General features: G+C 56.9%; 19 protein-coding genes. 4 read left to right on the plus strand and 15 right to left on the minus strand.

Annotation, left to right across the window (positions count from 1 at the left end):
- Positions 1–8 precede the first annotated feature (8 nt).
- On the plus strand, positions 9–500 hold the full coding sequence (gene rfaH, locus HBM95_21845) for a transcription/translation regulatory transformer protein RfaH (GenBank protein ID NIH45547.1): 492 nt from the start codon (positions 9–11) through the stop codon (positions 498–500).
- On the opposite strand, the gene tatD is transcribed toward rfaH, so the two are convergent.
- The 9 genes from tatD to udp form a co-directional block, all read right to left on the minus strand.
- Positions 497–1,279: a 3'-5' ssDNA/RNA exonuclease TatD gene (gene tatD / locus HBM95_21850; GenBank protein NIH45548.1), complete on the minus strand. Its 783-nt coding sequence runs from the start codon at positions 1,277–1,279 to the stop codon at positions 497–499. The genes rfaH and tatD overlap by 4 nt on opposite strands.
- Before the next feature lie 41 nt (positions 1,280–1,320).
- The gene (gene tatC / locus HBM95_21855) at positions 1,321–2,091 is read right to left on the minus strand and encodes a Sec-independent protein translocase subunit TatC (protein NIH45549.1); all 771 of its coding nucleotides are present in this window, start codon (positions 2,089–2,091) and stop codon (positions 1,321–1,323) included.
- Between the two features lie 2 nt (positions 2,092–2,093).
- Positions 2,094–2,636, minus strand: a complete 543-nt coding sequence (gene tatB / locus HBM95_21860; protein ID NIH45550.1) for a Sec-independent protein translocase subunit TatB — start codon at positions 2,634–2,636, stop codon at positions 2,094–2,096.
- Positions 2,637–2,639: 3 nt separating this feature from the next.
- Positions 2,640–2,894: a Sec-independent protein translocase subunit TatA gene (gene tatA, locus HBM95_21865; protein ID NIH45551.1), complete on the minus strand. Its 255-nt coding sequence runs from the start codon at positions 2,892–2,894 to the stop codon at positions 2,640–2,642.
- A 76-nt stretch (positions 2,895–2,970) separates the two neighbouring features.
- Positions 2,971–4,611: a ubiquinone biosynthesis regulatory protein kinase UbiB gene (gene ubiB / locus HBM95_21870; protein NIH45552.1), complete on the minus strand. Its 1,641-nt coding sequence runs from the start codon at positions 4,609–4,611 to the stop codon at positions 2,971–2,973.
- Positions 4,608–5,213 (minus strand): ubiquinone biosynthesis protein UbiJ, encoded by a 606-nt coding sequence (gene ubiJ, locus HBM95_21875; GenBank protein NIH45553.1) that lies wholly within the window; start codon positions 5,211–5,213, stop codon positions 4,608–4,610. Before ubiJ ends, ubiB begins: the two co-directional genes overlap by 4 nt.
- A 13-nt stretch (positions 5,214–5,226) precedes the next feature.
- Complete coding sequence (gene ubiE, locus HBM95_21880; GenBank protein ID NIH45554.1) at positions 5,227–5,982, minus strand: bifunctional demethylmenaquinone methyltransferase/2-methoxy-6-polyprenyl-1,4-benzoquinol methylase UbiE; 756 nt, start codon at positions 5,980–5,982, stop codon at positions 5,227–5,229.
- A 66-nt stretch (positions 5,983–6,048) separates the two neighbouring features.
- The gene (gene rmuC / locus HBM95_21885) at positions 6,049–7,506 is read right to left on the minus strand and encodes a DNA recombination protein RmuC (GenBank protein NIH45555.1); all 1,458 of its coding nucleotides are present in this window, start codon (positions 7,504–7,506) and stop codon (positions 6,049–6,051) included.
- Positions 7,507–7,645: 139 nt separating this feature from the next.
- Positions 7,646–8,407 carry a uridine phosphorylase gene (udp, locus tag HBM95_21890; GenBank protein NIH45556.1) on the minus strand — a complete coding sequence of 254 codons (762 nt, stop codon included), beginning with the start codon at positions 8,405–8,407 and terminating at the stop codon, positions 7,646–7,648.
- 255 nt (positions 8,408–8,662) lie between these two features.
- Here udp and HBM95_21895 point away from each other — a divergent pair, with 255 nt between their 5' ends.
- Positions 8,663–9,469 carry a dienelactone hydrolase family protein gene (locus tag HBM95_21895; protein NIH45557.1) on the plus strand — a complete coding sequence of 269 codons (807 nt, stop codon included), beginning with the start codon at positions 8,663–8,665 and terminating at the stop codon, positions 9,467–9,469.
- 48 nt (positions 9,470–9,517) lie between these two features.
- On the opposite strand, the gene metE is transcribed toward HBM95_21895, so the two are convergent.
- On the minus strand, positions 9,518–11,779 hold the full coding sequence (gene metE, locus HBM95_21900; protein NIH45558.1) for a 5-methyltetrahydropteroyltriglutamate--homocysteine S-methyltransferase: 2,262 nt from the start codon (positions 11,777–11,779) through the stop codon (positions 9,518–9,520).
- Positions 11,780–11,894: 115 nt separating this feature from the next.
- On the opposite strand from metE, the gene metR reads away from it, so the two are divergent.
- The gene (gene metR, locus HBM95_21905) at positions 11,895–12,848 is read left to right on the plus strand and encodes an HTH-type transcriptional regulator MetR (protein NIH45559.1); all 954 of its coding nucleotides are present in this window, start codon (positions 11,895–11,897) and stop codon (positions 12,846–12,848) included.
- Here metR and HBM95_21910 read toward each other — a convergent pair.
- The 3 genes from HBM95_21910 to pldB all read right to left on the minus strand — a co-directional run bounded on the left by HBM95_21910 (position 12,736) and on the right by pldB (position 15,542).
- Positions 12,736–13,635: a DMT family transporter gene (locus HBM95_21910; GenBank protein NIH45560.1), complete on the minus strand. Its 900-nt coding sequence runs from the start codon at positions 13,633–13,635 to the stop codon at positions 12,736–12,738. The two genes, metR and HBM95_21910, sit on opposite strands and share 113 nt — an antisense overlap.
- A gap of 82 nt (positions 13,636–13,717) precedes the next feature.
- Positions 13,718–14,518 carry a sugar/pyridoxal phosphate phosphatase YigL gene (gene yigL, locus HBM95_21915; protein NIH45561.1) on the minus strand — a complete coding sequence of 267 codons (801 nt, stop codon included), beginning with the start codon at positions 14,516–14,518 and terminating at the stop codon, positions 13,718–13,720.
- 31 nt (positions 14,519–14,549) lie between these two features.
- Positions 14,550–15,542: a lysophospholipase L2 gene (pldB, locus tag HBM95_21920; GenBank protein NIH45562.1), complete on the minus strand. Its 993-nt coding sequence runs from the start codon at positions 15,540–15,542 to the stop codon at positions 14,550–14,552.
- A 111-nt stretch (positions 15,543–15,653) separates the two neighbouring features.
- On the opposite strand from pldB, the gene rhtB reads away from it, so the two are divergent.
- Positions 15,654–16,274, plus strand: a complete 621-nt coding sequence (gene rhtB, locus HBM95_21925) for a homoserine/homoserine lactone efflux protein (GenBank protein NIH45563.1) — start codon at positions 15,654–15,656, stop codon at positions 16,272–16,274.
- Here rhtB and rhtC read toward each other — a convergent pair.
- Complete coding sequence (gene rhtC / locus HBM95_21930; GenBank protein NIH45564.1) at positions 16,271–16,891, minus strand: threonine export protein RhtC; 621 nt, start codon at positions 16,889–16,891, stop codon at positions 16,271–16,273. The two genes, rhtB and rhtC, sit on opposite strands and share 4 nt — an antisense overlap.
- Before the next feature lie 61 nt (positions 16,892–16,952).
- Positions 16,953–18,782, minus strand: a complete 1,830-nt coding sequence (gene recQ / locus HBM95_21935; protein ID NIH45565.1) for an ATP-dependent DNA helicase RecQ — start codon at positions 18,780–18,782, stop codon at positions 16,953–16,955.
- Between the last annotated feature and the right edge of the window lie 79 nt (positions 18,783–18,861).

An 18,861-nucleotide genomic window follows, 5' to 3' on the forward strand; every position in this document is an offset into this window, starting at 1 on the left:
GAGTGATTATGCAGGCCTGGTATTTACTGTATTGCAAACGCGGGCAACTTCAGCGCGCGCAGGAACATCTTGAACGTCAGTCAGTAAATTGTCTGACACCCGTGATCACGCTTGAAAAAATGCAGCGCGGGAAGCGCACAACCGTCAGTGAGCCTCTATTCCCGAACTATCTGTTCGTGGAGTTCGACCCTGAGGTGATCCACACCACCACCATCAGCGCAACGCGCGGCGTCAGCCACTTCGTTCGTTTTGGTGCCCACCCGGCCACGGTTCCGTCGACCGTCATTCATCAGCTGTCTGTTTATCAACAGCCTGAAGGGATCACCGATCCGGAAACCCCTTACGCGGGCGATAGCGTCGTCATTACGGAAGGCGCATTCGAAGGCCTGCAGGCGATTTTCGCCGAGCCGGACGGTGAAGCACGCTCAATGCTGTTGCTCAATCTGCTGAACAAGCAGGTGCTGCAGAGCGTGAAAAACACCGACTTCCGCAAAGTCTAAACGTTTATCCCGAACAGGCGACGCACGTTGTCATCCGTCTGCGCGGAAAGCCAGTGCGGATCCTCTCCGCGCCAGTGCGCTACGCGCTCAACAATGTGCCCCAGCCAGACGGGCTCATTTCGCCGCGATGCCGGTTTGGGCTTCATATCTCGCGGCAGCAGATATGGCGCATCGGTTTCAAGAAGCAAGCGTTCTGCCGGGATCGCCGGCAGCAGCTCGCGAAGCTCAAGCCCGCGACGCTCATCGCAAACCCAACCGGTAATGCCCAGATAAAGCCCTCGCTTCAGGCAATCCAGCGCTTCCTGCCGTGAACCGGTGAAGCAGTGCAGCACTGCGCCCGGCAGTTTATCCAGCCACGGGTCGAGCAGTGCGAGAAAACGTTCATGCGCATCGCGACAGTGCATAAAGACGGGCATCTCAAGCTCTGCAGCCAGCGCAAGCTGGGCAGTGAATGCCTTTTCCTGTTCGTCAGGCGTCGAGTAGTTGCGGTTGAAATCGAGCCCGCACTCGCCAATAGCCACCACCTCTGCTGTTTTCGCCAGCGCGCGCAGTGTTTCTGCGCCCTCCTCAGTCCACTGACTGCTGTCATGAGGGTGAACGCCTGCGGTTGACCAGCAGCGTTGATAACGTTGCGCCAGCCGCTGCGCCTGCTCACTCTCATGCAGGTTGGTCCCGGTCAGCAGGAGTCCTTTGACGCCGGCGTCAAAAGCCCGTGCAACCACCTCGTCACGATCTTTCGCAAACTGTGAACTGGTCAGGTTGAGTCCGATATCAAACATGCGAATCCCCATAGAACAACCGCCCTGACGGGCGGCTGGTTTTACTCTTCAGTGGTCTTTTCGGACGCGTCGTCTTCATCGTCCGACCGGCGTCCTTTACCCACGTAAAAACGCGAGAAGAAGACGCCAACCTCAAACAGGCAGTACATCGGTATTGCCAGCAGCGTTTGCGAGAAGACGTCCGGCGGCGTCAGCAGCATGCCGACTACGAAGGCGCCTACCAGGATATACGGACGCTTCTTACGCAGGTCATCAGGGGTGGTTACCCCAACCCAACAAAGCAGCACAATGGCCACCGGCACTTCAAATGCCACGCCGAACGCCATAAACAGCGCCATCACAAAGCTGAGGTAGCTGGCGATATCCGTCGACACCTGGACACCTTCCGGCGCGGTGTGCGTCAGGAAGCCGAAGGCCAGCGGGAAGACAACGAAGTAGGCAAACGCCATGCCGATATAGAACAGCAGCGAACTGGATACCAGTAGCGGGATGACCAGCTTGCGTTCGTGCTTATACAGTGCCGGCGCAACAAACGCCCATACCTGATAAAGGATGACCGGAGCAGAGGCAATCAATGAAACCCAGAAGGTCAGCTTAATCGGCGTAAAGAACGGAGAAGCAACGTCTGTTGCAATCATCGTTGCGCCCAGCGGCATCTGCTTGATCAGCGGCGCAGAGACCACCTGATAGATATCGTTGGCGAAATAGACCAGGCAAAGGAATATGAGGAATACCGCAATAATGCAGTTTAACAGGCGCTTACGCAGCTCAATAAGGTGCGTAATAAGCGGTTGAGTATCATCTACTGCCATGGTTACGCTTTATCACTCGACGAGGGGGATGATTCGGAAACGGGCGCGGCGGGTTTAGCTTCAGCCGTTTTTACCATCGGCTCTTCCGGCTGTGCCTGTTTTTTCAGTTCAGTTTCCTGCGGCGTTTGCTCAGGCGCTGCGGCCTGGTGCTCCGCACTCGCTGGCGTCACGCCCTCACGCTGCGCTTCGCTGTCCTTCACCACCGGGTTATGAATAGTGTTCGCTTCATCGCTCGCTTTTTCAGGATCGTTAACGCTGTAAGAGCGCTTCATGGATTCCGCCGCTTCGCGCAGTTCATCCATTGAGGCTTTCAGTTCCGGCGTCAGGTTATCCATGCTCGCCTTCTCGACCTTTTTCAGGCTTTCCTGAAACTCCTGCAGCTTAAGTTCCTGCGCCAGCTCATTCTGAACGGTCGAGGCCAGCGATCTTAGCGCACGAACCCAGCCCACGACGGTTTTTACCGCAACCGGCAGACGCTGCGGTCCCAGCACGATCAGACCAATCACAAAGACCAGCAGCAGCTCACTAAAACCAATGTCGAACACGACTTACACCTGCTCTTTATCGTGGCGTTTAGCGTCTTCCTTTTTGGCATCTTCTTGCTTGTCGGAGATGGATTTAGCAGTAAAGTCAGCGTCCTGGCTGGTTTTATCCTGCTTGCTCTCATCATCGCTCATCGCTTTCTTGAAGCCTTTGATAGACGCGCCCAGATCGGAACCAATAGAACCGAGCTTTTTGGTGCCAAACAGCAGCACGACGATGACGGCAATAATGACTAATTGCCAGATACTGATACCACCCATACATATTCCTCAGGGATAGATGATTAATTGGTCAGATCGCATTATACGTATGCGACCCGTCGATGGCGACGCAAACTCAGCGCGTTTTTCTCCATCCTGCAAGCCAGACAACAACCCCGCCAGCCATCAACCAGGCGGGCATCATCTGCCAGTCAGGACGGTTGATCAGCAGCAGCGTACCGCTCAGCAGCAGCGTTGCGCCAATCCCAAAAAGATAGCGTGACTGTCCCTGGCGCACACGGCTGGACTGAAGCTCGCGGGCGATTTTATCCATGCTGTGCTGAAGATTCTTGCTCTGACGCAAACTGTCGTAAACCAGCTCAGGAATTTCAGGCATTTTTTCTATCCAGAACGGGCCTTTCTCTTTAAGAGACCGAACCAGCGCCGGAAGGCCAACCTGATCCTTAATCCAGGATTCCAGGAAAGGTTTAGCCGTCTTCCACAAGTCTAACTGAGGATAGAGTTGTCGACCTACACCTTCAACGTAAAGTAATGTTTTCTGAAGTAAAACTAACTGCGGCTGAACTTCCATATTAAAGCGGCGAGCCGTATTGAACAGGTTTAACAATACGTGGCCAAAGGAGATTTCTGCCAGCGGTTTTTCAAAAATTGGTTCGCAAACGGTCCGGATCGCAAACTCGAACTCTTCGACGTTGGTGTCCGGCGGAACCCAGCCGGAATCAACGTGCAGCTCAGCCACTTTTCGGTAGTCGCGGTTGAAGAACGCGATGAAGTTTTCAGCCAGATAACGTTTATCTTCTTTGTTCAGCGAGCCCACAATCCCACAGTCGATACCGATGTACTTCGGATCCTCAGGATGCTCGTAGCTCACGAAGATATTACCCGGGTGCATGTCCGCGTGGAAAAAGCTGTCGCGGAAGACCTGGGTAAAGAAGACCTGAACGCCACGTTCGGCCAGCAGCTTCATGTTCGTTCCCTGCTTCTCCAGGGCCACCACATCCGAAACCGGAATACCGTAGATGCGCTCCATGACCATCATGTTTTGGCTGCAGTAGTCAGAATAGACTTCAGGCACATAGAGCATCGGGCTGTTTTCAAAGTTCCGACGCAGCTGAATAGCGTTTGCCGATTCGCGCAGCAGATTAAGCTCATCAATCAGCGTTTTTTCATACTCCCGCACCACTTCCATCGGGCGCAGTCGGCGACCATCAGGTAACAAACGCGGTACCCAACGCGCCAGACGATAAATCAGCTTCATGTCGGCTTTGATGATCGGCAGGATATCCGGGCGGATCACTTTGATCACCACCTCTTTACCGTTCTCTTTCAGACGCGCAGTGTGCACCTGAGCGATAGAAGCCGACGCCAGCGGTTCTATTTCGAAATCGTCAAACCAGGCTTCAACGGGAAGATTTCCCATCGCCTCTTCGATCTGTTTCTTCGCTCTCACCCCATCAAACGGGGCGACACGGTCCTGAAGCATCGCCAGTTCATCGGCAATGTGCGGCGGGAAGAGATCGCGGCGGGTTGAGAGCATCTGCCCGAACTTAATCCATACCGGGCCGAGCTCCTGCAGCGCCAGACGCAGGCGTTCACCCAGCGGCTGACCTTTATGGCGATTTGGCATCCAGAACAGCGTCCGCCGCCAGATTCTGAGCGGCAGCGTGATACGCATTTTGGGGATAAGCTCGTCGAGCCCGTAACTCAAAAAGGTGTGGATGATAAAATAGAGGCGCCGAATTTCACCAGGCGTCATTTGCCCTCCAGTTTTTCCAGCCGTTTGGTTAACGCATTAACCGCGCGTTCAACAGCAGCGGTCTCTTCCGCAAACCACGCCACTTCCAGCGGTCCGGGGGCCATGCGCCACTCTTCCGTCAGTACTTCCGCGGCATAGCGCTGTTGACGTTGCAGATTTTTGCGCAGGAACGCCGTGCCGCCATGAATAACTTTCCCGATCCCTTCAGCGGCGATGTCGCCAATAAAAGGCGCCAGCAGCTCTGCCGGGTCGAATTCAGCCAGATCGCTGAGCGCAACAAAGTTCTGCACGACCTGGATGTCGCCTTCTACTTCCAGCTCACCGCTGCGGATAAGCGCCGTTAATTGCTGGCGATCGCGCAATTTTGGCAGCACGCTCATATGGGTAATGACCGAGCAATCAGCCTCGCCTTCCCACTCACCCAGAACGTCAAGCTGGCGTTCGCTGAAGACCAGCACGAGCGGCGTCGAGAACTCTTTTAATACAATGCGCAGTACCTTCCCGTTTAGCCGCTGACGTGCGGCTTTCAGCGCCGGAGCGCGATACAGGAAGGCATTCAGCACATTCTCGATGCCTGCGGTGACTAAGGGTTTAAAGGGCACGGGACACCTCCACTCAGAATTTGTAACCGCGATGCAGCGCGACGACACCCGCCGTCATGTTGAAGTATTCAACGTTCTCAAATTCCGCATCCTGCATCATGGCTTTTAAGGTGTCCTGATCCGGGTGCATGCGAATTGATTCCGCCAGATAGCGATAGCTTTCCGCGTCGTTTGCCACCAGCTCGCCAATACGCGGCAGCACGTGGAAGGAATAGGCGTCGTAAGCTTTGCTCAGCGGGTCGATAATCGGTTTAGAGAACTCGAGCACCAGCAGGCGTCCACCCGGCTTCAGCACACGGTACATGGAGCGCAGCGCTTTTTCTTTATCGGTGACGTTACGCAGACCGAAGGAAATAGTGATGCAGTCAAAGGTATTGTCCGGGAACGGCAGCGCTTCGGCGTTGGCCTGCACGTATTCCACGTTACCCACCACGCCGATGTTACGCAGCTTTTCGCGTCCCATTTTAAGCATGGAGTCATTAATATCAGCCAGTACAACGCGACCGGTTTCGCCGACCAGACGGGAGAATTTCGCCGTCAGATCGCCCGTACCGCCAGCCAGATCGAGAACCGTTTGTCCACGACGCACACCGCTGCAGTCAATGGTGAAGCGCTTCCACAAGCGATGAATGCCGAACGACATCAAGTCATTCATCACATCGTACTTCGCCGCCACGGAATGAAATACGTGGGCCACCATGTCAGCTTTCTGCGCTTTGGCTACTGTCTGAAAGCCAAAGTGCGTCGTGTCTTGTGAATCGTCAACCATCTCAGAGCCTGCTAATCAGTCAAATGTTCGTGAAGTGTAACAGATTGGGCGCAATTGCCCTACGATTCAACCACCGCGAAAGAAACGCGCCGGCTGTTCATCTGGCGATAAACCTGCCGCTAAATCGTTGTCCTGGCTGAGGGTATTTTGTTCATCCCTGCCCTCACGCAGACGGAACTCTTCGTCCTGCGCTGTCGCCTGTTCGACCAATTCCGGATTAATCTCGCGTTTAACCTCCACCCCCAGGCTGCGGAATGCTTCAGCCTGCGCAAGCAGGTTGCCACGCCCCGAGGAGAGCTTTTTCATCGCCTGGCGGTAGTTATCCTGCGCACGGTCCAGGCTTTGTCCGACGGAAGACATATCGTCCACGAACAGACGCATTTTGTCGTACAGCTTGCTGGCGCGATCGGCAATCTGCTGGGCATTGCGGCTCTGGTGCTCATAGCGCCACAGGTTGGCAATGGTCCGCAAGGCCACTAACAGCGTGGTGGGGCTGACCAGCATAATGTTATTTTTCAGCGCTTCAGTGATAAGCTCAGGCTGTCTGTCGAGCGCCAGCAAAAACGCGGGTTCGACCGGGATAAACATCAGCACGTAGTCCAGCGAGCGCAGCCCCGGCAGCTGCTGATAATCCTTTCTGCCCAGCAGGCGAATATGGTTACGCACGGAAGCAATGTGCTCCTGCAGCGCCGATTCGCGCGTGTAGTCATCTTCGGCATTGAAGTAACGCTCATAAGCCACCAGCGTCATTTTGGCGTCAATGACCACATCTTTGCCCTGTGGCAGCCGCACAATCACATCCGGCTGCATGCGCGAGCGGGCGTCGTTTTCGATACTTACCTGCGTTTCGTATTCATATCCTTCCCGCAGGCCGGAGGCTTCCAGCACGCGGGTAAGTACCACTTCCCCCCAGTTACCCTGAGTTTTGTTATCGCCTTTCAGCGCCCGCGTCAGGTTGACCGCCTCCTGTGCCATCTGCGCATTCAGCTGCTGAAGATTGCGAATCTCATGGGCCAGCGTGTGGCGCTCGCGGGCTTCCTGACCAAAGCTGTCCTGCACCTGACGGCGAAAGCCGTCCAGCTGTTCGCGCAGCGGCGTCAGGAGGCTGTTCAGGCTCTGGCGATTCTGTTCGTCAACGCGGCGGTTGCTGTGCTCGAAAATGCGGTTAGCGAGGTTCTCAAACTGCTCGCTGAGGCGCTGCTCGCTGTTGATCATCTGGCGGATTTTGTCTTCGGCGTGCAACTGAGTGGACTCAAGGCGGGTAGTCACTTCGCGGAGATCGGCCTCCAGCGAGGTGTTGATATCACGCAGGTTACGCAGTTCGTTATTGAGCAGCTCGCACTCGTCGCGCCAGTGGTCGCTCAGCGCAACCTGTTGTTTTGCCGCGCTAAGCTCGGCGACGATCTCTTCCCGCTCAGCCAGCTGCTCGGCTTTCTGCTGCGCGTGCTGGTAACTGGAAATCAGCCAGCCTATCCCTACGCCCGCCAGCGCAATCACCGCATAAATCAGGATTGAGATATCCACAATGCCCCCTGCATCAACGTATTACCCGCACAAAATAAGATTGTGCTGTATAAACGTCCAGTTTGAAAGGGTTTTCCTGCGAGGCGCTACGCAAAAAATAAAGGCCGAACGCGTCGGCCTTTTATCTCAGAGAGGAGAACTAGATCAGGCGGCGAGCCGCTTCAACCACGATTTTCACCGCATGACTTTCGGTCTGCTTCATGGTTTCGGCGTTCGGGATCTCCTGCTGGGTACGGTTGACGATAACGCCCGCCACCATACCGGCACGCAGACCCTGGCTTGCGCACATGGTCAGCAGCGTTGCGGATTCCATTTCGTAGTTCATCACGCCCATAGACTGCCACTCTTCCATTGAGCCTTTGAAGCGGCTTACAACGCGGCCAGAGAAGGTGTCGTAACGCTCCTGGCCCGGGTAGAAGGTATCGGAAGAGGCGGTTACGCCCACGTGAGTGGTTGCGCCCACGGATTTCGCCGCTTCAACCAGCGCGGTGGTGCACTCGAAATCAGCCACTGCCGGGAATTCCATCGGCGCAAAGTGCAGGCTCGCGCCGTCCAGACGCACGGACGCGGTCGTCACCAGCACGTCGCCGACGTTGATGTGCGGCTGAATAGCGCCGGTGGTACCGATACGCAGGAAAGTACGAATGCCCAGTTGCGCCAGCTCTTCAACCGCAATCGAGGTAGACGGGCCACCGATACCGGTAGAGCACACAATCACCGCTTTGCCATCCAGCTCTGCGCGCCAGGTGGTGAATTCACGATGGGCAGCCAGCTTGACCGGCTTATCCATCAGCGCGGCGATCTTTTCCACACGCTCCGGATCGCCAGGGACGATAGCGAGCGTAGCCCCTTGTAAATCGTTTTTAGTGAGGCCGAGATGAAAAACATCAGACTTAGACATAGGTGACTCCTCTGTGGGTCGGTTAGTCAGAAGAAGTAAAACGGTACTTTACAGAAGCAGTAAGCATATTTTCGTGACGAACCTCACCATGAATGAAAATGATTACATTGAATTTCCATAAAAAAGTGATTTACATCACATTAACAAGTTATATCGCCAGGTGCTGCACAAAAGATAGACCGTTTAAGGCACTGTGAGTTGTTAACCTGGTGTCTATATTTACCTTTGCGCTAACTCATTGGTACGGAGAATGCCATGACTGAAAAAACCGGTTTTGCACCTGCTGCGGCCCCACATGCATCAACCATCGTGTCGACGCCAGAAGCGGCAATTACCGCGGGTGAGACCTCCATTCCCTCGCAGGGGGAGAATATGCCTGCTTATCACGCACGGCCAAAATCGGCAGACGGCCCGCTGCCCATCGTGATTGTGATTCAGGAGATATTTGGTGTTCACGAACACATTCGCGACCTCTGCCGCCGGCTGGCGCTGGAAGGGTATCTGGCCGTTGCGCCAGAGCTCTACTTCCGTCAGGGCGATCCGAACGACTACAGCGATATTCCAACATTGCTCAGCAACCTGGTCAGCAAAGTCCCGGACGCGCAGGTGCTGGCCGATCTCGATCACGTCGCCAGCTGGGCGGCGCGCAACGGCGGCGATCCGCATCGTCTGCTGGTCACCGGTTTCTGCTGGGGCGGACGCATTAGCTGGCTGTATGCCGCGCATAACCCGCAGCTCAAAGCCGCTGTCGCCTGGTACGGCAAACTGGTGGGTGAAAAAACGCTGAATTCACCGAAACATCCCGTGGATATCGCCACCGAGTTAAATGCCCCCGTGTTAGGGCTTTACGGTGGACAGGACACCGGTATTTCGCTGGATTCGGTAGAGACCATGCGCCATGCGCTCCGTGCGGCCAATGCGAAGGCGGAGATCGTGGTGTATCCGGATGCCGGGCATGCGTTTAACGCGGATTATCGTCCGAGCTATCACGCTGAATCGGCTAAAGATGGCTGGCAGCGGATGCTGGCGTGGTTTAGCCAGTACGGCGGTAAGAAGGCGTAATAACAAAAAAGCCCGGTGGCGGCTACGCCTTACCGGGCAATCCAGCACCTACGCCTGACGCAAATTCTGCGCCGCCTTCACCATGTTGGCGAGCGCCGCGCGCGTCTCTGGCCAGCCGCGAGTTTTCAGTCCGCAGTCCGGGTTCACCCACAGGCGCTTTGCAGGAATGCGCTGGGCCGCTTTTTTCAGCAGGGCTTCAATCCACTCCACGCTCGGGACGTTCGGAGAATGAATGTCGTACACGCCCGGCCCGATTTCATTCGGATAGTCGAACTCTTCAAACGACTCCAGCAGCTCCATGTCTGAACGCGAGGTCTCGATGGTGATCACGTCAGCATCCAGCGCGGCAATCGAATCCATGATGTCGTTAAATTCGCAGTAACACATGTGGGTGTGGATCTGGGTATCGTCCTTAGCCACCGCAGCGTTGATGCGGAACGCTTCCACGCCCCACTGCAGGTAAGCATCCCAGTCGCTGCGGCGCAGCGGTAAACCCTCGCGCAGCGCCGGCTCGTCAATCTGGATGATGCCAATCCCCGCCGCTTCCAGATCCGCCACTTCATCACGCAGCGCCAGCGCAATCTGTTTGGCAATGGTCTCGCGGGTCACGTCTTCACGCGGGAACGACCAGCAGAGAATGGTAACCGGGCCGGTGAGCATGCCTTTTACCGGCTTGTCGGTCAGGGACTGCGCGTATTTCGCCCACTCAACCGTGATCGGTTCCGGACGGCTGACGTCACCGATAACCACCGGCGGCTTCACGCAGCGGGAGCCGTAGCTCTGCACCCAGCCGTTTTGGGTAAAGACGAAGCCGTCCAGGTGTTCACCGAAGTATTCCACCATATCGTTACGCTCGGCTTCGCCGTGCACCAGCACGTCCAGCCCCAGGCGCTCCTGCTCGATAATCGCCTGCTTGATGTGTTCCGCGATGCCGGTGCGGTAGTGGTTCGCATCCAGATTGCCCTTTTTGAAGTCCAGACGCAGGCCGCGGATCTCCGTAGTCTGTGGGAAGGAGCCGATCGTCGTGGTCGGCCACGCGGGAAGGTTGAAGCGGGCGCGCTGGGCTTCGGCACGTACCTCATACGGGCTCTGGCGCTGGCTATCCTGGGCGGTGATGGCCGCCAGACGTTTTTCCACCGCCGGGTTGTGCACGCGGGACGAGTGACGACGCGCCTGGATCGGAGCGCTCCAGTCGGTGATCGCCGCCGTGTCGCCGCTGTTCAGCGCGTCGCGCAGCAGTGTTAGCTCTTCGCATTTTTGCAGGGCGAAGGCAAACCAGCTTTTCACTTCAGGGTCGAGGCGGGTCTCCACGCTGAGATCGATTGGGCTGTGCAGCAGCGAGCAAGAGGATGCAACCCACAGCTCACGTTTGCCGACGATGTCTTTAATCTGTGCGTATTTTTCGGTCAGATCGGCGCGCCAGACGTTACGGCCGTTGACCAGACCGGCGGAGAGCAGCCAGTCTGCGGGCAGACGCTTGTGCAGTTCCACCACATCGTCCTTACCGTGAACCAGGTCAACGTGAAGGCCCTGAACCGGCAGCGCGGTAATGGTCTTCAGGTTCGGCGTCACGCCTTCGAAATAGGTCGTGAGCAGGAGTTTTACCTGTCCGGCGAGCGCGTCATACGCCGGTTTGAAGGCATCGAGCCAAACCTGGGGAAGCTCCAGCACCAGCGCAGGCTCGTCGATTTGCACCCACTGGATACCGCGCTTGCCCAGCTCAATCAGCACCTGCTTATAGACCGGAAGAATATCGTTCAGCAGGCTGAGGCGGTCAAACTGCTCGCCCTTCACTTTACCCAGCCACAGGTAGGTTACCGGCCCCAGCAATACGGGCTTCACCTGGTGTCCCAGCGCCAGCGCTTCATCCACCTCCTCCAGAAGCTGCGTCCAGGTCAGCTTAAACTGCTGGCCTTTGACGAACTCCGGCACCATATAGTGATAGTTGGTATTAAACCACTTGGTCATTTCCGCCGCTGCCGCTGGCTCACCCGTTGGTGCGCGGCCACGGCCGATGCGAAACAGGGTATCAATATCCACCGATCCATCTTTGTTCTGATGACGAGCCGGTACGTTGCCAAGCAGCAGGCTGGTCGTCAGAACATGGTCGTACCAGGCGAAGTCGCCCACCGGCAGCAGGTCAATGCCCGCCTGTTTTTGCTGATCCCAGTGGCGGGCGCGCAGCTCCCGCCCCACCGCCAGTAGTTCTTCACGGGAGGCGTTGCCCGCCCAGTAGCTTTCTTGCGCTTTTTTCAGCTCGCGACGCAGGCCAACGCGAGGGAAACCGAGAGTGTGATTGCGGATTGTCATGGTGAGCCCCTTGTGAAATTCGTTATTTAGACGTCCAGATGTTTACACTTCTATAATTGGCAGGTACTGTATATTCCTCAAGCGCAAAATGTTCATGGCGGAGTGAAGGACTTTCATGATCGAGATTAAACACCTGAAAACGCTACAAGCGTTGCGGAACTGCGGTTCGCTCGCGGCGGCGGCGGCCACGCTGCACCAGACCCAGTCCGCCCTTTCTCACCAGTTCAGCGATCTGGAACAACGCCTCGGATTTCGTCTTTTTGTGCGTAAGAGCCAGCCCCTGCGCTTTACGCCGCAGGGTGAAATTCTTCTTCAGCTGGCGAATCAGGTGCTGCCGCAGATCGCCAGCGCGCTGCAGGCGTGTAACGAGCCGCAGCAGACCAAACTGCGCATCGCCATTGAGTGCCACAGCTGTATTCAGTGGCTGACCCCCGCGCTTGAAAACTTTCGCCAGAAGTGGCCGCAGGTGGAGATGGACTTTAAATCCGGCGTGACGTTCGACCCGCAGCCTTCGCTCCAGCAGGGCGAACTGGATCTGGTGATGACGTCCGACATCCTGCCGCGCAGCGGCCTGCATTATTCACCGATGTTCGATTATGAAGTGCGCCTGGTGCTGGCGCCGGACCATCCGCTGGCGGCCAAAACGCGCATCACGCCGGAAGACCTGGCGACGGAAACGCTGCTAATTTATCCGGTCCAGCGCAGTCGTCTGGATATCTGGCGCCATTTCCTGCAGCCAGCAGGCATTAGCCCGCAGCTGAAAAGCGTGGATAACACCCTGCTGTTGATTCAGATGGTGGCGGCCAGCATGGGGATTGCGGCGCTGCCGCACTGGGTGGTGGAGAGTTTTGAACGCCAGGGTCTGGTGGTCACCAAAACCCTGGGAGAAGGACTGTGGAGCCGGCTGTACGCCGCCGTGCGCGACGGAGAGCAGCGTCAGCCCGTTACGGAAGCGTTTATTCGCTCAGCGCGGAACCACGCGTGCGACCACCTTCCGTTTGTGCGGAGCGCGGAGCAACCCAGCGGCGATGGACCCACAGCGAAGCCAGGATCACCGCTCCCCCAATAAGGAAGCTCGGCCAGTGCGGCTGTTCCTGCCAGATGGCGAGGTTCACCAGCAGCCCCGCTGGCACATGCACGTTGTTCATGATCCCCAGCGTCCCGGCGTCGACCTGCGTAGCGCCGTAGTTCCACATGAAGTACCCCAACCCTGACGCCACCACGCCCAGCCAGACCAGAACGCTCCACTGCACGGTGGTGGTCGGCAGCTTTTGCGGGTTACCGAGCAGAAACCACGCCGCCACTGCGACAATCGCCGCACCCATATAGAACCACGCAAACGCGTTGTGCTGCGGCATAGGGCGGGTTTCCATCAGGCGTTTGTAGCCTACCATGCCGATAGCAAAGCTGATATTGGCGAGCTGGACGAACATCAGCCCGGTCCAGAAGTGATCGCTTACTTTGTCATAGCGAATTATCGCCGCCCCGACCACCGCCAGCGCGGCGCTCAGCAGGTATCCCCAGCGCAGACGGCGTCTGCTGAGCAGGTCGTAAATCAGCGTGATATAGAGCGGCGTCAGCACGGTAAAGAGCAGGAATTCAGAGACGGACAAGTAGACGTAAGCCCGGAAGCTAAACAGATACATGATGCCGAGCTGCATCGCGCCCACCAGCATGTAGAGCAGAATGGTTTTCAGCGATTGCCCGCGCGTGCGCAGGAATGGCAGGAACACCAGCGCCGCCAGCCCCACGCGCATCAGCACCGAGAAGTAGCTGTCGACCGAACCGGCAAGGTATTCGCCAATCAGGCTAAAGGAGAAGGCCCACAGGATAGTGGTGATAATGAGTAGCGCCACAATGCTTGTCTCTCAGAAAGAAGGAGAGGCATTGTAGCGAACTCTTTAGTTGACAACTGAGCAATAAACAACCGAATGAAGATTATTCAAGGAACAGCTTGCGCAGATACTTCGGTACCGCGTTGTCTGCGTTGGTGCCGATCACTTCCAGCTCCGGGTGCAAATCTTTCAGACGCTGGTGTGCGTTTTCCATAATGCAGCCCTTGCCTGCCATCGAAAGCATCTCGGCGTCGTTCATGCCGTCGCCGAAGGCGATACAGTCCTTCAGCTCAAAGCCCAGTCGTTTCGCGACGGCTTCGAGCGCGTGGCCTTTAGAGACGCCCCCGGCCATTACTTCCAGACAGGTCACGGTGGAGAAGCTCACGTTGACACGATCGCCCCAGCGGGCGTTGATCGCCTGTTCCAGCGGCAGCAGCTCTTCGTGGCTGTCGCAGGTGAAGAACACCTTGCTGATCCCCTCTGGATCCAGCAAACCCGGCTCATAAAGGGAGTAGTTGAATACCGCTTCCCTGAAGAAACGCATTTCATCCGGGCGGTGGCGATTCATGAACCATTCGTCGTCGCGGTAAACGTTAGTGACGATAGCCGGGTTGTTATGCACCACGCCGAACAGATCGGCGGCAATATCGCGATCCAGGTTGTGCGTAAAGATCAGGTTGCCGTCGGTATCATGCACGCGCGCACCGTTGGAGGTGATCATGTACGACTTGATCTCAAGGTTATCGCGGATCTGCCCCACGTCCACGTGGTGGCGGCCGGTGGCAAACACAAAGTTCACGCCACGGGCGGTCAGAAGCTTTAAGGTCTCTTTCGCGTAAGGCGACAGGGTGTGGTCGGGGGAAAGCAGTGTGCCATCTAAATCAGATGCAACAACCTGGTACATAGGGATTTCAACCTCTGGTGGAAAACAATAATCAATTATGCCTGTTGAAAAATTCAACAATGGCGTTAAGCGCGACTGAGCGCATAGCGTCCTTTTCAAAAAGGATCTCATGGAACGCGCCGTTGATGACCAGCGGTTTACCCCCTTCGCAGGGGTGCCCCGCCGCAACGCGCAGTTCACAATAGCGGTCATGCATGCGGTTATCCACCACACGCTCTTCTTCCGCCTGAATCAGAAGCGTCGGCGTGTCATCATCGCCTACGCCCGCCAGCACCTGCTCACCAGCCAGAATACCCTCCCGCACCCAGTGCCAGGTCGGGCCGCCGACGCGCAAGCGCGGTTCATCGGCATAAAAGCGCAGGTTGCGGCGATAGCGCTGCCGACTGTGGGTCAAGACGTTGATGGCGAACGGCAATGCGCGCCAGCGTCCGGTTCCGATGGCATAGCCTTCACGAATGCGCTGATGGCCCTCAGCCCAGTCGAGTAGATGGCGCACCATCCAGTCAGGGAAGCGAATAACGATACCGTACATCGGCGCGGTAAGCGCAATGGCGTCGCACTGGTGCTCATACCGCTGCAAAAACAGCGTCGAAATGGCACCGCCCATGGAGTGCGCAAGGATATACCGCTTGCGCCAGGGGCCGGGCTGCAATTCCTGCTGCCAGAATGCGGCAAAATCGTCGACGTAATCGCTGAAGCGATCCACGTGCCCACGGTGCGTGTCGGGCAGCATACGCCCGGACAGCCCCTGCCCACGGTGGTCGATGATCAGCACATCAAAACCCATATGGACCAGATCGTAGGCCAGTTCGGCATATTTAACGTAGCTTTCGATACGCCCAGGGCAGACCACGATCACCCGGTCATTTTTTTCATTGCGGAAACGAACGAAGCGCACCGGGATGCCCCCGACGCCGGTAAACTCGTCTTCCTCGCGCTGCCGCCAGAAATCGGTCAGCGGCCCCATTGAGAAAGCAGCAAATGCGTTTTCTCGTGTTTCCCAGTCCTTTTTCTGCTGAAACATTGGGTTTCCACTCACGTAATCCAGGGAATATCGTTTTTTTTCGTCACTGGTCACAAAATGACTCAACAATAGCGTATTGTGGCATAAAAATAGACGGTTCGGGAGTTTCAAATGACCTTCGAGTGGTGGTTCGCCTATCTGCTGACATCCATAATCCTCAGCCTTTCACCCGGCTCTGGCGCCATTAACACCATGACCACCTCCATCAACCACGGCTATCGCGGTGCGGCGGCGTCGATTGCCGGTTTGCAGACCGGGCTGGGCATTCATATTGTGCTGGTCGGGATTGGTCTGGGGACCCTGTTCTCCCGCTCCGTGCTGGCCTTTGAAGTGCTGAAATGGGCCGGGGCAGCGTATCTGATTTGGCTCGGTATCCAACAGTGGCGTGCGGCAGGCTCCATTAACCTGAATACGCTCGCTCAGACGCAAAACCGCGGCCATCTGTTTAAGCGCGCGGTGTTCGTTAACCTGACCAACCCGAAGAGCATCGTTTTCCTCGCCGCCCTGTTTCCGCAGTTTATCGTGCCGCATCAGCCCCAGGTGATGCAGTACGTGGTGCTGGGTGCGACCACGATTATTGTCGATATCATCGTGATGATTGGTTACGCGACGCTGGCGCAGCGAATTGCGGCGTGGATTAAAGGGCCTAAGCAGATGAAGGCCCTGAATAAAGTTTTTGGCTCGCTGTTTATGCTGGTTGGCGCGCTGCTCGCGTCAGCGCGTCATGCTTAGCGAGAAATGATGAGATGAATGCCGAAGCCGGCGAACAGCGCGCCGGCGAAGCCGTCGATCCACTTCGCGATACGCTGGTAGCCGCGGCGCATCGCCGGTAAGGCGAACAGGCTGGCCACAATGGTAAACCAGGCAAAGGTTTCAACGACGATCAGTAGGAAGATGCCCCAGCGTGCGCCCGCGCCAACGCTATCGCCGACAAACAACGAGAACACGGAGCCGAAATAGATAATCGCTTTCGGGTTCGCCAGGTTGGTCAGCAGCCCTTTTACAAAGCTGCGTCCGCCCGTTGCCAGCTCTACTTTTGGTTCTTGCGGTTTTTGCTCTTCTTTCTTCAGCGCCCCGCGCAGCATCTGGTAGCCCATCCAGCACAGATACAGCCCGCCGCCAACCATAATGATGTTATGCAGCCAGGCCATCTTCGCCAGGATCAGGTTCAGACCGAGCAGCGCGACCGCCGCCCAGATCATAACGCCCATGGTGATACCGAGCACGCCCATCATCGCTTCTTTGCGGGAGCGGCTGACGGCCGTTTGCGACACGAAGAAAAAGTCAGGGCCGGGGCTCATCAGCGCAACGATGTGCACTAACGCCACGGTGAGAAATAGCATTAACATAATTAGCTCGCGGGGAAATAATTTAGTGAGTCATCATCCTGGCACTTTTTCGCCCGGCTGACTACTCCTCATCATCACCATCAACGTGTGAACGGATGAGCGCCATAAACTCTTTACCAAAGCGCTCCAGCTTGCGCGTGCCGACGCCGTTGACGCTGAGCATTTCACTGGCGCTAAGCGGCATCTGCTCGGCCATCTCGATCAGCGTCGCGTCGTTGAACACCACGTAAGGCGGGATGTTTTCTTCGTCGGCGATAGCCTTACGCAGCTTGCGCAATTTGGCGAACAGCTTGCGGTCGTAGTTACCGCCGTAGGATTTCTGCATCACGCGAGGCTTGAGGGCGACCACGCGCGGCACGGCGAGCTTGAGTTCAACATCACCGCGCAGTACCGGACGCGCCGCTTCGGTCAGCTGCAGGGCGGAGTGCTGGGCAATGTTCTGCGTGGCAAAGCCGAGGTGGATCAGCTGACGAATAATGCTGACCCAGTGTTCGTGGCTCTGGTCTTTACCGATGCCGTAAACCGGCAGCTTGTCGTGGCCCATGTCGCGGATACGCTGGTTATTGGCACCGCGCAGCACTTCTACCACGTAGCCCATCCCGAAGCGTTGATTCACGCGGTAAATGGTCGAGAGCGCTTTGCGCGCGTCCATCAGGCCATCGTACTGCTTCGGCGGATCGAGACAGATATCGCAGTTGCCGCACGGCTCCTGTCGCCCTTCACCAAAGTAGTTGAGCAGCACCAGACGGCGGCAGGTTTGCGCTTCAGCGAAGGCGCCCATCGCGTTGAGCTTGTGGCGCTCGATGTCCTGGAGCTGCCCCTGTGGCTTCTCTTCCAGACAGCGGCGCAGCCACGCCATATCGGCCGGATCGTAAAACAGCATCGCTTCCGCCGGCAGACCGTCACGCCCGGCGCGGCCGGTTTCCTGATAGTAGGATTCGATATTGCGGGGGATGTCGAAGTGCACCACAAAGCGCACGTTCGGCTTGTTGATGCCCATCCCAAATGCCACCGTCGCGACGACGATTTGCAGGTCATCGCGCTGGAATTTCTCCTGCACGTCGGCGCGGATGTGGTTCTCTAACCCGGCATGGTAAGCAGCGGCGCTAAAGCCGCGGTTTTGCAGACGCGCGGCGGTGTCTTCCACCTTAGCACGGCTGTTGCAGTAGATGATGCCGGACTTGCCGCGCTGCTCCTGCACGTAGCGCAGGAGCTGATCCAGCGGCTTGAACTTTTCCATCAGCATATAGCGGATGTTAGGGCGGTCGAAGCTGCTGACCTGAATATACGGGTCGTTCAGCCCCAGCAGGCGAACGATATCCAGACGCGTGGTGTCATCTGCCGTGGCGGTAAGCGCCATAAACGGCAGCTCGGGGAAGCGTTGACGTAGCTGGCCGAGAGCGGCGTATTCCGGGCGGAAATCGTGTCCCCACTGGGAGATACAGTGCGCTTCATCGACCGCCAGCAGGACCGGGTTCCAGTGCGCCAGGTGATCGAGGAAGTTATCCAGCATCAGGCGCTCTGGCGCGATATACAGCAGGCGAATCTGCCCGGTGCGGCACCCGGCCATGACCTCTTGCTGCTGCTCGCGGGTTTGCGTCGAGTTCAGACAGGCCGCCGCCACGCCGTTGGCGAGCAGCTGGTCCACCTGGTCTTTCATCAGGGAAATGAGAGGCGATACCACGACCGTCAGGCCGTTCAGCACCAGCGCGGGCACCTGATAGCAGAGAGATTTACCGCCGCCAGTCGGCATTACTACCAGACAGTCCCGGCCTTCCAGCACGGTTTCAATGATGGTTTCCTGGCCGGGGCGGAACTGCTGGTAGCCAAAGGTTTCATGCAAAACCTGTTTAGCCAGCGACTCCTGATTCAATACTTCCGCCTGCGCCACGTTAACCCCATTTGCGAAAAATAAAACAGGCGCTATTTTCAGCGCCTGAGAGAGAAACTTCAACGTTTAACGCAAAAAC

The sequence above is a fragment of the Enterobacter asburiae genome, from assembly GCA_011754535.1.
Classification (GTDB): domain Bacteria; phylum Pseudomonadota; class Gammaproteobacteria; order Enterobacterales; family Enterobacteriaceae; genus Enterobacter; species Enterobacter cloacae_N.